7 protein-coding genes are annotated in these 14,009 nt (G+C 65.4%); 3 read left to right on the forward strand and 4 right to left on the reverse strand.

Features of this window, described 5'->3' with window-relative positions:
* The first annotated feature begins 388 nt into the window (after positions 1-388).
* Genes map through AB6809_RS09900 form a run of 3 tightly spaced genes read left to right on the forward strand, consistent with a single transcriptional unit; the run spans position 389 to position 6,016 of the window.
* Positions 389-1,198 (forward strand): type I methionyl aminopeptidase, encoded by an 810-nt coding sequence (gene map, locus AB6809_RS09890; RefSeq protein WP_006048671.1) that lies wholly within the window; start codon positions 389-391, stop codon positions 1,196-1,198.
* Between the two features lie 30 nt (positions 1,199-1,228).
* Positions 1,229-3,808, forward strand: a complete 2,580-nt coding sequence (locus AB6809_RS09895) for a [protein-PII] uridylyltransferase (RefSeq protein ID WP_006048670.1) — start codon at positions 1,229-1,231, stop codon at positions 3,806-3,808.
* A 6-nt stretch (positions 3,809-3,814) separates the two neighbouring features.
* On the forward strand, positions 3,815-6,016 hold the full coding sequence (locus AB6809_RS09900; RefSeq protein ID WP_371026508.1) for a pseudouridine synthase: 2,202 nt from the start codon (positions 3,815-3,817) through the stop codon (positions 6,014-6,016).
* A gap of 118 nt (positions 6,017-6,134) precedes the next feature.
* Here the strand turns inward: AB6809_RS09900 and def are convergent, their stop codons facing one another.
* The 4 genes from def to smc all read right to left on the reverse strand — a co-directional run bounded on the left by def (position 6,135) and on the right by smc (position 13,897).
* On the reverse strand, positions 6,135-6,668 hold the full coding sequence (gene def / locus AB6809_RS09905; protein WP_006048667.1) for a peptide deformylase: 534 nt from the start codon (positions 6,666-6,668) through the stop codon (positions 6,135-6,137).
* On the reverse strand, positions 6,665-8,746 hold the full coding sequence (ligA, locus tag AB6809_RS09910) for an NAD-dependent DNA ligase LigA (protein WP_371026509.1): 2,082 nt from the start codon (positions 8,744-8,746) through the stop codon (positions 6,665-6,667). The genes def and ligA overlap by 4 nt, the downstream gene beginning before the upstream one ends.
* Positions 8,747-8,932: 186 nt before the next feature.
* Positions 8,933-10,240 carry a cell division protein ZipA C-terminal FtsZ-binding domain-containing protein gene (locus tag AB6809_RS09915; protein ID WP_371026510.1) on the reverse strand — a complete coding sequence of 436 codons (1,308 nt, stop codon included), beginning with the start codon at positions 10,238-10,240 and terminating at the stop codon, positions 8,933-8,935.
* A 138-nt stretch (positions 10,241-10,378) separates the two neighbouring features.
* Positions 10,379-13,897 carry a chromosome segregation protein SMC gene (gene smc / locus AB6809_RS09920; protein ID WP_371026511.1) on the reverse strand — a complete coding sequence of 1,173 codons (3,519 nt, stop codon included), beginning with the start codon at positions 13,895-13,897 and terminating at the stop codon, positions 10,379-10,381.
* Positions 13,898-14,009 lie beyond the last annotated feature (112 nt).

The following is a 14,009-nucleotide window of genomic DNA, read 5'->3' on the forward strand; positions in this document are numbered from 1 at the left end:
GTGGCTCGGGCGACAAGCGCCACGGGAAGCTTCACCTCTATCTGCCGTTGGTTGATTGGTTGCTGGCCTGCTGCCACCAGCCTGCTGCCACCATAATCAGCCCGGAGTCGGTCTGAACGATGACAAGAAGCCACCAGGACAGGAAAAGGATCGACTTAGCCAAACATTATAGCATGCGACTATCGGCTGACTCAACCTGCCGGGTGGCTCCTTCGCGCGGGCTCCGGTTGCACCCGGCGCTTGCCTGGCCGCGTCGCGCGTCGTCTTCTAGCCATAGCGGCAAACCCGCCTGCTCCATCGTTACAGCCGCCGAAACGCCGCCAAAAGACTGCGGCACGGGGAATATGGTGCGATAATCCCGGAATAAATCGCATTTCAGGCCCGACTCATGGCTATCACGCTCAAAAACGAACACGACATCGCGCAAATGCGCGTCGCCTGCAAACTTGCGAGCGAAGTGCTCGACTACATCACGCCGTTCGTCACGGCCGGCGTCACGACCGGCGAACTCGACCGCCTGTGTCACGAATATATGCTCAAGGAACAGGGCACCGTGCCCGCGCCGCTGAATTATCAGCCGCCCGGCTATCCGCCCTACCCCAAGGCCACCTGCATCTCGGTGAACGACGTGATCTGCCACGGCATTCCCGGCGACAAGACGCTTAAGAACGGCGACGCGCTGAACATCGACATCACGGTGATCAAGGAAGGTTACTTCGGCGACACGAGCCGCATGTTCATCGTCGGCGAGGGCTCGATTCTCGCGAAGCGGCTGGTTCAGACCACCTTCGAGTGCATGTGGCTCGGCATTGACCAGGTCCGCCCCGGCGCGCATCTGGGCGACATCGGCTATGCGATCCAGAAGCACGCCGAGGCGCAAGGCTACAGCGTGGTGCGCGAATATTGCGGCCACGGCATCGGCACGGTGTTTCACGAAGACCCGCAGATTCTGCACTACGGCCGCCCCGGCACCGGGTTGGAACTGCAAGCCGGCATGATCTTCACGATCGAGCCGATGATCAACGCCGGCCGCCGCGACATCCGCACCATGCCGGACCAGTGGACCGTCAAGACGAAGGACCGCAGTCTGTCGGCGCAATGGGAACACACGGTGCTCGTGACGGAAACCGGTTATGACGTGCTGACCGTGTCCGCCGGCACGCCCGCGCGCCCGCCGGTGATCGCCGCCACGGCCTGACCGATCCCGCCTTTTCACCGCCAGCCGCCCATGAGTAGTGTTCCAGCCGTCGCCCGATCCCACGCCACGTCGCTCAAGGCGGACTACAAAGTGGCCAAAGCCCAGTTGCTGGAACGCTTCAGGACCGCCACCAACGTCGAAGGATTAATGGCGGCGCTCTCGCGCACCACCGACGACTCCCTGCGCGCCGCCTGGAACACCTGCGAACTTCCGGCCGAGCTGGCGCTCGTCGCCGTAGGCGGATTCGGCCGCGGCGAACTGGCTCCGCATTCCGACATCGACATTCTGGTGCTGCTGCCGGATGCGCCGCTCGAGCATCTGGAAGCGCGCATCGAGCGTTTCATCAGCCTCGCTTGGGATCTGGGGCTCGAGCTCGGCAGCAGCGTACGCAGCGTCTCGCAGTGTCTGGAAGAAGCCGCTAACGACGTCACGGTGCGCACGTCGCTGCTCGAAGCGCGGCGCATTACAGGCAGCGCGGCCCTGTTCGACGACTTCGCGAAGCGCTACCGCGAGGCGCTCGATCCGAAAGCGTTTTTCCAGGCGAAAGTGCTGGAAATGCGCCAGCGTCACGCCAAGTTCCAGGACACGCCTTACGCGCTTGAGCCGAATATCAAGGAAAGCCCCGGCGGTCTGCGCGATCTTCAACTGATTCTGTGGGTGACCCAGGCGGCCGGCTTCGGCAGTAGCTGGCGCGAACTCGAGGCGCGCGGACTCATCACCGAGCGCGAAGCGCAGGAACTGCGGCGCAACGAGGGCTTCCTGAAGTCGCTGCGGGCGCGGGTGCACGTCACTGCCGGCCGTCGCCAGGACATTCTGGTGTTCGACCTGCAAACGCCGGTGGCCGAGAGCTTCGGCTACAAGCCGACCGCCACCAAGCGCGCGAGCGAACAGCTGATGCGCCGCTATTACTGGGCGGCGAAGGCGGTCACGCAACTCGCGACAATTCTGATCCAGAACATCGAGGCTCAGCTTTTTCCCAGCACGAGCGGCATTACGCGGGTGCTGTCCGATCGTTTCGTCGAAAAACAGGGCATGCTGGAAATCGCCAGCGACGACCTGTTCCAGCGCGAACCGAACGCGATTCTCGAAGCCTTCCTGCTGTACGAGCAGACGCCTGGCGTGAAAGGGCTTTCGGCGCGCACACTGCGCGCCATCTACAACGCGCGCGAGGTGATGGACCAGCACTGGCGCCGCGATCCGGAAAACCGGCGTCTTTTCATGGACATCCTGAAGCAGCCGGCCGGCATCACGCACGCGTTGCGCCTGATGAACCAGACCAGCGTGCTAGGGCGATATCTGCTGAATTTCCGGCGCATCGTCGGACAGATGCAGCACGATCTGTATCACGTCTACACGGTCGATCAGCACATTCTGATGGTGCTGCGCAATCTGCGGCGCTTCGCCGTGGCCGAACACGCGCATGAGTATCCGTTCTGCAGCCAGTTGATCGTCAGCTTCGACCGGCCGTGGGTGCTGTACGTCGCGGCGCTCTTTCACGATATCGCGAAAGGCCGCGGCGGCGACCACTCCACGCTCGGCATGGCCGATGCGCGGCGCTTCTGCCGCAATCACGGCATCGAGGGCGACGACGGCGAACTCGTCGTCTGGCTCGTCCAGCAGCATCTGACCATGAGTCAGGTCGCGCAAAAGCAGGACACGAGCGATCCCGAAGTCATCAAGCGGTTCGCCGAACTGGTCGGCACCGAACGCCGCCTGACCGCGCTGTATCTGCTGACGGTGGCCGACATCCGCGGAACCAGCCCGAAAGTCTGGAACACGTGGAAGGGCAAGCTGCTCGAGGACCTGTATCGCGCGACGCTCGCCGTGCTCGGCGGCGCGCGGCCGGACGCGCATTCGGAACTTGAGTCGCGTCAGGAAGAGGCGCTTGCGCTCTTGCGCCTGGAAACTGTGCCCGAAGGCGCGCAGAAGGCGCTGTGGGACAAGCTCGACGTCGGCTATTTCCTGCGTCACGACGCGGCCGACATCGCGTGGCAAACGCGTGTGCTCTACCGTTACGTCGAGACGCCCACGCCGATCGTCCGGGCTCGCCCGTCGCCGATCGGCGAAGCGCTTCAGGTGCTCGTGTACGTGAAGGACCAGCCGGATCTGTTCGCCGGCATTTGCGCGTATTTCGACCGCAATGGCTTGTCGGTGCTGGATGCGCGCGTCAGCACGACGCGTCACGGCTATGCACTCGATAATTTCCTCGTCGCGCATACCGAAGAAGACGTGCATTATCGCGACATTGCCAATCTCGTCGAACAGGAACTGACCGCGCGCCTCACCGGCGACGGCACCTGGCTTCCGGGCCCGTCGAAGGGCCGCTTGTCGCGGCTGTCGCGGACCTTCCCTGTTACGCCGCGCGTCGATCTTCGGGCCGACGATCGCGGCCAATACTACATCCTGTCCGTGTCGGCGAACGACCGGCCAGGCCTTCTTTATTCGATCGCGCGCGTGCTCGCCGAACATCGTGTCGGCGTCGCGTCGGCACGGATTAATACGCTCGGCGAACGCGTCGAGGACGTATTCCTGCTGGATGGGCACGGTCTGTCGGACAACCGCCTGCAAATTCAGGTCGAGACGGAACTGCTGCGCGCGATCGCAGTGTGAGATTTCATGCGAGTCAAATTAACAGCCAAGCACCCGCGGCCGGCTTCGTCCGAACGCGCCCCTGTCCGTAGCGGCAGCACGTCGGCGCGCAAGCCGACACGGCCGGCGGGACCCAAACCGTCGACGTCCGGCCCGGGCGAGGCGCGCGGCCAAGACGCGGGGGCGTCGGCGGGCGGAAAACGTTCGGCTGGCGCTCGCGCGCCGCGTGCTCCTCGCGAGGAAGGTGGGTTCGCGCGTGAGCGTGGCGCTGGCGGGGCTGGCGGCGCGGCTGGCGCGCGGCGGAGCGGGTCCGATCGGCCGCCGCGTCGCGAAGGTACGAGCGGTGCGCCTGCACGGCGTTTTGAAGGAAGCAGTGAGCGCGGTGGCGAGCGAGCGCCGCGACGGTTTGAGGATCGGGCCGGTGGTGGCGAGCGCGCACCGCGTGCCCCAGCCGGCGACCGCGCTGAGCGTGGGCCGCGACGCTTTGAAGATCGCGCCGGTAGCAGCGAGCGCGCACCGCGACGGTTCGAGGATCGCGCAGGTGGTGGTGAGCGCGGGCCTCGTGCCCCGGCTGGCGAGCGCGCCGAACGCGCACCGCGACGTTTTGAAGACCGCACCGGTAGCAGCGAGCGCGCACCGCGACGCTTCGACGATCGTGCGGGTAGCAGTGACCGCCCACCGCGGCGCTTCGACGATCGCGCAGGCGGCGGCGAGCGCGGACCTCGCGCCCCGGCCGGCGACCGCGCCGAACGCGCACCGCGACGTTTTGAAGACCGCGCCGGCAGCAGCGACCGCACACCGCGACGCTTCGAAGACCGCACCGGCAGCACCGACCGAGCCCCTCGCAGCGCAGGCGCCGAGCGCGCCCCCCGTCGTTTCGGAGACAGCACCGAGCGCCCGCCCCGCCGCTTCGACGGCAACGCCGACGGCGGCGCCGCGCGCAAATTCGGTGGAGACCGTGCGCCGCGCGGCGACAGCGGCGAGCGCCGGCCATTTGCTGGACCACGCACCGGAGCAGGCCGTCCTGCGGAAGCCGGTGCGCGCGGCGAGCGCCCGACGGGCCGCGAGCGCGACGCATCCGATCGCCCGCGTTTCGGCAGCGAGCGCGGACCGCGTAGCGACAGCGCCCCGCGTCGCTTCGAAGGCGAACGCGGAGAGCGTGGAGAACGAAGCTTTGCGAAGCCCGTGAAGAGCGGCTACGGCGACCGCCCGGACCGTGAAGCACGCGCGCCCCGTGACGAACGCGGCGAACGCACACCCGCCCGACGCGATTTCAGCAACGCCTCCGCCCCGCGCACAGAGCGCACGGACCGCGCCCCCCGCAGCTTCGATAAGCCATCCGCCGCCACACACCGCGGCCCCGACGACCGCCCCGCGCGCGCCGGCAAGCCGCGCGGCGCCGCATCGGCCGACCGTCACGCGCAAGCCGAGCAGGCCCCGCGCACACCGCGCCGCGACATCGAAGACGCGCCCGGCACGCTGCGTCTGTCCAAGCTCATGTCGGAGCTTGGCCTCTGTTCGCGCCGCGAGGCCGACGAATGGATCGAGAAAGGCTGGGTGCTCGTCGACGGCGAACGGATCGACACGCTGGGCACTAAAGTGCGTCCCGATCAGCGGATCGAGATCGACCCCGCCGCCGAAGCCGTGCAAGCGAGCCAGGTCACGGTGCTGATCCATAAGACAGTCGGCTACGTGTCGGGCCAGGCGGAGGACGGCTATCAGCCGGCCATCACGCTCGTCACGCCGGAAAACCGCTGGGAAGGCGACCATTCGGACATCCGCTTTTCGGTCGCGCATTTGCGTCAACTGGCGCCGGCCGGGCGTCTCGACATCGATTCAACGGGCTTGCTGGTGCTGACGCAGGACGGCCGCATCGCCAAGCAACTGATCGGCGGGCATTCGGAGATCGACAAGGAATATCTGGTGCGCGTCGCCTACGGCGAGCATACCGTCGACGTCGAAAGTCACTTCCCGGCGGAAAGCCTCGAATTGCTGCGCCACGGCCTCTCGCTCGACGACGTTCCGCTCAAGCCCGCGCAGGTCAGCTGGCAAAACGGCGAGCAGTTGCGCTTCGTGCTGCGCGAGGGCAAGAAGCGCCAGATTCGCCGGATGTGCGAACTGGTCGGCCTCGAAGTGATCGGCCTGAAGCGCGTGCGGATGGGTCGCGTGGTGCTCGGCGCGCTGCCGCCCGGACAGTGGCGCTACCTGGCCGCCGACGAGTCGTTCTGACAGACGTCCGAAAAAACAGCCCGATCAGCGTAAGCCGATCGGGCTGTCCCAGTCATCCAGCAATCTCATCGAACCCACGCATTCGCGTGGGTTTTTTCTTTCGCCCCGAACTTCCGCCTCAATCGTCGCTATTCGGGTCCAGGTCCGGAAACAGCACTTCCGTAAAGCCGAACTTCGCGAAATCGTTGATTCGCATCGGATACAGCTTGCCGATCAGGTGATCGCATTCGTGCTGCACGACCCGCGCATGGAACCCTTCGGCAACGCGGTCGATCGGTTTGCCGTACTGATCGAAGCCGTGATACTTGATCATCGAAAAACGGCTGACCGCGCCGCGCAAGCCCGGCACCGACAGGCAGCCCTCCCAGCCCTCTTCCATATCGAGCGAGACCGGCGTGATGGTCGGATTGATCAGCACGGTTTCCGGCACGGGCGGCGCGTCCGGATAACGCTCATTGCTGCCGAAGCCGAAGATCACCACCTGCAGATTGACGCCGATTTGCGGCGCGGCAAGCCCTGCCCCGTTCGCGTCGTGCATGGTCTCGAACATGTCTTTAATGAGCTCATGCAATTCCGGCGTGTCGAAGTGATCGACCGGATCGGCAATACGCAACAGGCGCGGATCGCCCATCTTGAGAATTTCGCGGATCATGACTGCCCCTCCAGGAGCTTACGCATACCATCTTCGTCGAGTACGGGAATGCCGAGTTCCTCGGCCTTCACCAACTTGCTGCCAGCTTCGGCCCCTGCCACCACATAGTCTGTTTTCTTCGACACCGAGCCGGCCACTTTCGCGCCGGCCGCCTCCAGCATTTCCTTCGCTTCTTCGCGGGCAAGGTTCGGCAACGTGCCGGTCAGCACAATGGTCTTGCCGGCCAGCACGCCTTGCGGCGCCCTCGGCGCGGGCGGGCCCTCGGGCCATGTGACCTTGCCGTGCGCGCGCAGTTGCTCGATCACCGTGCGGTTGTGCTCTTCGGCGAAAAACTGGTGAATGGATTCGGCGACAACCGGCCCGACGTCGTTGACTTCGAGCAGCGCCTCCACCGAAGCCTCCATGATCGGGTCCAGCGAGCCGAAGTGCTTCGCCAGATCCTTTGCCGTGGATTCGCCGACATGCCGAATCCCCAGTGCGTAGATGAAACGCGAGAGCGTGGTGTGCCTCGCCTTCTCGAGCGAGTCGAGCAGGTTCTGCGCGGACTTGTCGGCGAAACGGTCGAGTTGCGCGAGCGTCGAGAAGCCGAGGTTAAACAGATCGGCGGGCGTGCGCACCAGGTTCTGTTCGACGAGTTGATCGATAATTTTTTCGCCCAATCCGTCGATGTCCAGTGCGCGCCGCTGCGCGAAATGCCACAGCGCCTGCTTGCGCTGCGCCGGACAGAACAGCCCGCCCGTGCAGCGCGCAATCGCCTCGTCCGGCAGCCGTTCGATGTTGGAGCCGCACACCGGGCAATGCGTCGGCATCACGAATTCGCGAGCGTCATCCGGACGACGGTCGATGAGCGCGCTCACCACTTCGGGAATCACGTCGCCGGCACGCCGCACGATCACCGTGTCGCCGATACGGATGTCCTTGCGGCGCACTTCGTCTTCGTTATGCAGTGTCGCATTGGTCACCGTGGCTCCGCCGACGAACACCGGCTCGAGCCGCGCAACGGGCGTGATTGCGCCGGTGCGCCCGACCTGCACGTCGATCGCGACGAGCTTCGTAAGCGCTTCCTGCGCCGGGAATTTATGCGCAAGCGCAAAACGCGGCGCGCGCGATACGAAGCCCAGCGCCTCCTGCTCGTCGCGCCGGTTGACCTTGTACACCACGCCGTCGATGTCGTACGGCAGCTTGTCGCGCTTCTCGCCCACCGCGTGAAAAAACGCGAGCAAACCTTCGGCGCCCTTCACGACCGCGCGCTCGGAATTGACCGGCAGACCGAGCTCCTTGTACCAGTCGAGCAGTTCGCTGTGCGTGACCGGCATCTCGATGCCGTCGAGCACGCCGATGCCATAGGCAAAGAACGACAGCGGCCGCTGCGCGGTGATCTTCGGATCGAGCTGACGCAAGCTGCCTGCGGCTGCATTGCGCGGATTGGCGAACTCCTTGTGTCCCGCCGCGCGCTGACGCTCGTTCAGACGTTCGAAGTCGCGCTTGAACATCAGCACTTCGCCGCGCACGTCGAGTATGTGCGGCACGCGCTTGCCTTTGAGCCTGAGCGGAATCGAACGGACCGTGCGGATGTTTTCGGTGACGTTCTCGCCCGTCGCACCGTCGCCGCGAGTCGCGGCCTGCACGAACACGCCGTCGACGTAACGTAGCGAGATGGCGAGGCCGTCGAACTTCAGCTCCGTTGCGTAGTCGACGGGCACCGGCGGCTCTTTCGCATTGTTGCCGAGCGCGTCGCCGACACGCTTGTCGAACGCGATGATGTCTTCGTCGGCGAAACCGTTGTTCAGCGACAGCATGGGCTGGTCGTGGACGACCGGCTCGAAGCCGCTCGCCGCTTCGCCGCCCACGCGCTGGGTGGGCGAATCCGGCACGATCAGATCCGGGTGCTCCGCCTCGATGCTTTCGAGCTCCTTGAACAGCTTGTCGTATTCGGCGTCGGGCAGATCAGGCTGGTCGAGCACGTAGTACGCGTAGTTGGCGCGTTCGAGTTCCGCGCGCAGCCACTCGGCGCGTGCAGCCGGGCCGCGCTCGGCCGGAGCGCTCGTGGCTGAATGTGAGGCGGGAGTTCGAGCCATGCTGTGGGACGCTTCTTCAGTGAAATCGGACACTGGATTATCGCAGGAAAGCGTGCCCCTTTACATCGTCCGAATGGCCAGGTTTCGGGCCTCGTGCAATGGCGTTAAAGTGAGCGCAACGTCATTTGCAAACGACAACGGCCGCGCATCGCGCGGCCGTCGGCAACACTGGAAACCTTCGGTGAGTTACTGGCTGAAGAGGCGCCGCGTGGCCGGCGAGCCCGCCGGAATGCCGGCCTGCTCGAGCTTCGCGTAAAGCGTCATCAGCTGCTTTTCGATCGCGAGCAGCGCGGTCTCGGGCAACGGGCACCGACCATCGTCGACCACTCGCCCGCCGATGCGCTCGGCCAGCGACTTCGCGTAGTCGCACATCAGACGGAACGGCAGGATGTCTTCGTCGGCGACCGGCACGTCGAGCACCAGCGTGATCATCTGCCCGCCCTTGTACGTGAGGTCGTCGCGCAGGAAATTGGTGTCGCCGAACTGCAGCATGAACACCGGGCTCTGGCGCGCGTCGAGCTTGACGAAGCGCGTGCCGTCGCGCGACAGCAGCAAGCCGTCTTGCGAAGCGACCGCCTGCACATAGTTGGCCGACCACGGCGCGCCGTCCGACAGCACGTTGATCGACAACTGCGCGTCACATTGTGCGGCGAAAGCGTCGAGCTCGCGCGCCATCGCCACGGTTTCGAGCATGTCGGGAAATTCCGGCGATGCGTCGAGCGCGTCGGCGAACTGCTGCACGCCTGTCACGAACTCGGAAAACTCGAGTTCGTTGAGCGCGCCGCTGCGGTTGGCCAACTGCGCGGCCGCGCGCAGCTCTTCGTAACGCGCGCCGTTTTGCAGCAGTTCCCACGCGCCGCCTTCGAGCTTGCCTTCGATATGCACGGGCTTGCTGCCCGCGCGGCGCAAACGCTGCGCAAGCGGGATGACCTTGTCGCCCGCAACCGGTCCGTTCAGACGAATCGGCACGATGCAGTCGATGCGGCGATCGACGATGGCCGGCGGCGCCGACGAAATCGTAGTGGCCGCAGGCAGGATCGGTTCGATGTGCTCGTCGGACTCGCGCGAAGCGTCGGCGGATTGTGCTGCCGCTGCGTCTTTGTCAGCACCGGCGCTCGCACCGCGCTCGGCATCGTCGTCATTGCCCGCTGGTGTAAAACCGTTCGGCGTAGTCGTCTCGGCCTGAATATCAGCCGGCGTATCGAGCGGCGCAGCGCCCACCGGCGCGCCGAAAGTCGGCTCTACACGCGCCGACGCCGTATCGGCAGACGTATCCGCGCCGACCACCGGCTCGCGGCGCGTGGTCGGCCGGGCCGGTTCGATGAACGGGCTCTGCTCCTCGTGGTCGTCGCGCGCGAAACTCTCCGCGGCGTCCGCCGGCATTGGCCGCGGCATCTTGCGACGCACCTTGGCGCTCTGCCACGCGTTGTACACGACCACGCCCCCGACCACCACGGCGCCCGCGCCGATCAAACCGAGTGTCAACTCGTCCATGCATGCTCCATCAGCAATTCTTTATATGCGCGGCCCGATGCCCGCTCCACGTGTCGCGCAGCCGCGGCCGCAGCGCTGAACGCGGGCGGCCGCGCTTCCATGATTCAAACGAAATTCGAACCGAATTCGAACCTAAGCTCAAACGATATTCTGGGCGAAACCCGCAGCCGTTTCCATGTCGACGGCAACGATGCGCGACACGCCCTGCTCCTGCATCGTCACACCGATCAGTTGCTGCGCCATTTCCATCGCGATCTTGTTGTGCGAGATGAAAAGGAACTGGGTCTTGTCGGACATCGCGCGCACGAGGTTCGCGAAACGTTCGGTGTTGGCGTCGTCGAGCGGCGCGTCCACTTCGTCCAGCAGACAGAACGGCGCGGGATTCAACTGGAACATCGCGAACACCAGCGCGGTCGCGGTCAGCGCTTTTTCTCCGCCGGACAGCAGATGAATGGTCGAGTTCTTCTTGCCCGGCGGTTGCGCCATGACCTGCACGCCGGCGTCGAGAATTTCGTCGCCGGTCATGATCAGCTTCGCCTGGCCGCCGCCGAAAAGACGCGGGAACAGTTCGCCGAAATGACGGTTCACTTCGTCGAACGTGCCTTGCAGCAGCGTGCGCGTTTCCGCGTCGATCTTGCGGATCGCGTCTTCGAGCGTTTCGATCGCGCTCGTCAAATCGGCCGATTGCGCGTCGAGGAACGTCTTGCGCTCGGTCGCCGCCTTCAGTTCGTCGAGCGCGGCCATGTTGACCGGACCGAGCGCGGTGATCGCGTTGTTGATGCGCGTGACTTCGCCCTGCAGGTACGACGGCTTCATGTCCGGCGTGAGCTTGGCCTGCAGTTCCGCCTCGTCCACGCCCGCTGCCGCCAGTTGCTCGACGAACTGCTCGCCGTTCAGCCGCGCGGCCTGTTCCTTCAACTGCAATTCGTTGATGCGATCGCGCAGCGGTTGCAGCGCGCGCTCGGCGGTCAGACGCGTTTCGTCGGCGGCTCGCAGCTTGGCGGTCAGGTCGTCCAGTTCGAGGCGAGCGGCGTGCAACGCCTCTTCCTTGACCGCGCGAATGTCGAGCGCGTCCTGCAAGCCGGTGTGCGCGGTCTGCTCGTTGATCGTTTCGAGCTCGGCGCGCGCGTCTTCCAGCGACGCCGCCACGCGCTCGCTTTGCTCATGCGCGACCTGAATGCTGCGCTTCAATTCGTCGATGCGAGCGGCCATGTTGCGCGCGGCGAAGCGCGCGTCGGTGGCGGCGCGGTCGAGATCGCGCGCCTGTCCGCGGGCCGTGGTCAGCTCTTCGTCGAGCGCCTCGAAAGCCAGTTGATGATCTTCGAAACGCGCCTGCAATTCTGCGAGTTCGCCGTCGTAACGCTCGAAGTTCGCTTCCGACTCGGCACGCAGCGCGCGCTGTTCGTCGATCTGCGCGTTGATCTCTTCGAGTTCCTCGCGAATCTGGGTGCTGCGCTGCGTGTAGCGCTCGTGCGCCTGCGTGAGCTTGAGCACGTCGAGCTGCAACGCATGCACACGCTGCGTCGCGCGCTCGGCTTGCTGGCGCACGTCGGTCAGCACCTGCGCGGCTTGCGTGTGCGCGGCTTCGGCGCGGATCGCGGCGGCCTTCGCTTCGTCGGCGAGCAAAGCCTGAGCGCGCACCTGGCGCGCGAGATTTTCGATTTCCTGCTGACGGGCCAGCATGCCGGCCTGCTCGGAATCGGCGGCATAAAGCTGCACGCCGACTCGCGTCACCACGTGCCCCGCCTTCACGACGAACGCGCCGCCTTCGGGCAACTGCGCGCGCATGCTGAGCGCCTGCTGCAGATCGTCGGCGACGAAAGCCAGGCCGAGCCAGTCGTTGAGCACGGCGCGGATGCCGGCGTCGTCGATCCGCACCAGCGACAGCAACGGCCGCAGCCCAGCGGGCGCCGCAACCGGCTGCCCGGCGACGGGCGGTGCGTAGAACGCCAGCTTCGCGGGCGGCGCGTCGGTGGCGAACGCCTTGACCCAGTCGAGATTCGACACTTCGAGCGCGGCAAGCCGCTCGCGCAGCACGGATTCGAGCGCGGCTTCCCAGCCGGCTTCGACATGCAGCTTCTTCCACAGACGCGGCAACGCACCCAGTTCGTGCTTTTCGAGCCACGGCTGGATCTTGCCTTCGGTCTGCACGTTTTCCTGCAACTGCTTGAGCGCGGCGAGGCGCGCATCGAGCTGATGAATCTGCGCGCTTTCGGCCTGCACGCGCTCTTGCGCGGCGCGCCGTTCGGCGTCCAGACGCGGCAGCGTTTCCTGCGCATCCGTGAGACGCGCTTGCGCGTCGTGCAAAATTTCTTCGTGCTCGGCGAGCTGCATGCGCAGTTCTTCGAGTTGCGCTTCGTCGGGCGCATCGAGACCGCCGGCTTCCGCTTTCAGCCGCTCATGACGCTGCTGCAACTGCTGCAATTGCTGGTCGGCGTTGCGCTGGTGCGCGGCTTCGAGCTTGAGCGCCTGTTCGGTCTGCGCGATGCCGCCGCGCTCCGCGTTCAGTTCCGCTTGCGCATCGCGCCAGCGCGCTTCGAGCGCGGGCATGGCGTCATGCTTCGCCGCGGCTTCTTCCTCGGCGACTACCGCTTTTTCTTCGGCGACGGCAAGCTGTTCCTCGGCGTCTTCCAGATCGCCTTGCGCCTTTTCGGCCTGCGCGAGCCATTGCTCGCGCTGCGCGGTGAGCGCGGCGATCTGCGCCTGCACGCGGTTGCGCGATTCGACGATGAACTTGATCTCGGCTTCGAGCTTGCTGACGTCGGCGTTCGCCTCGTAGAGCGCGCCTTGCGCGCCCTGCATCGCGTCGCTCGCCGAATAGTGCGCGACGCGCAGCGTCTCGAGTTGCGCTTCCACTTCACGCAGTTTGGCGGTTTGCGCCTCGAGGTCGATCTGCGCCTGTTCGATCGCGCGCTGCTGACGTTCCTGCTCGCTGCCCGCCTCATTCTTGCGCAACAGCCACAACAGACGCTGCTTTTCCTCGCCATCGGTCTGCAGTTCCTTGTAGCGCGTGGCGACCACCGCCTGCGCTTCGAGCTTCTCCAGATTCGTGCTCAGTTCGCGGACGATGTCCTCGACCCGCGTCAGGTTTTCCCGCGTGTCATGCAGACGATTCTCGGTCTCGCGGCGGCGTTCCTTGTACTTCGAGACGCCCGCGGCTTCTTCGAGAAACACGCGCAATTCTTCAGGCTTCGCTTCGATCAGGCGCGCGATCATGCCCTGCCCGATGATCGCGTACGCACGCGGCCCGAGACCGGTGCCGAGAAAAATATCCTGGATGTCGCGGCGGCGCGCCGGCAGATTGTTGATGTAGTAGCTCGAGGTGCCGTCGCGCGTCAGCACGCGCTTGACGGCAATCTCCGCATATTGGCCCCACTGGCCGGCGGCGCGGCCGTCCGCGTTGTCGAACACGAGTTCGACGCTCGCGCGGCTGCCCGGCTTGCGCGCAGTCGAACCGTTGAAGATCACGTCCTGCATCGACTCGCCGCGCAGCTCGGAGGCGCGCGATTCGCCGAGCACCCAGCGCACGGCGTCGATGATGTTGGACTTGCCGCATCCATTCGGTCCGACCACGCCGACTAGCTGGCCCGGAACCTGGAAATGCGTGGGATCGACGAATGACTTGAATCCAGCGAGTTTGATCGAGGTCAGACGCACGGCGATTTCGCTGTTTGAGAAGGAAAAATAATAGGTGGCTCACGAAGACCGCACGAGCCGTTCGCGGCTGCGGCGAGACGGCCTACGGTCCTTGCCAGCCCTCGGGAATTGG

The organism is Paraburkholderia sp. RCC_158 (assembly GCF_041355255.1).
GTDB classification, from domain to species: Bacteria; Pseudomonadota; Gammaproteobacteria; order Burkholderiales; family Burkholderiaceae; genus Paraburkholderia; species Paraburkholderia graminis.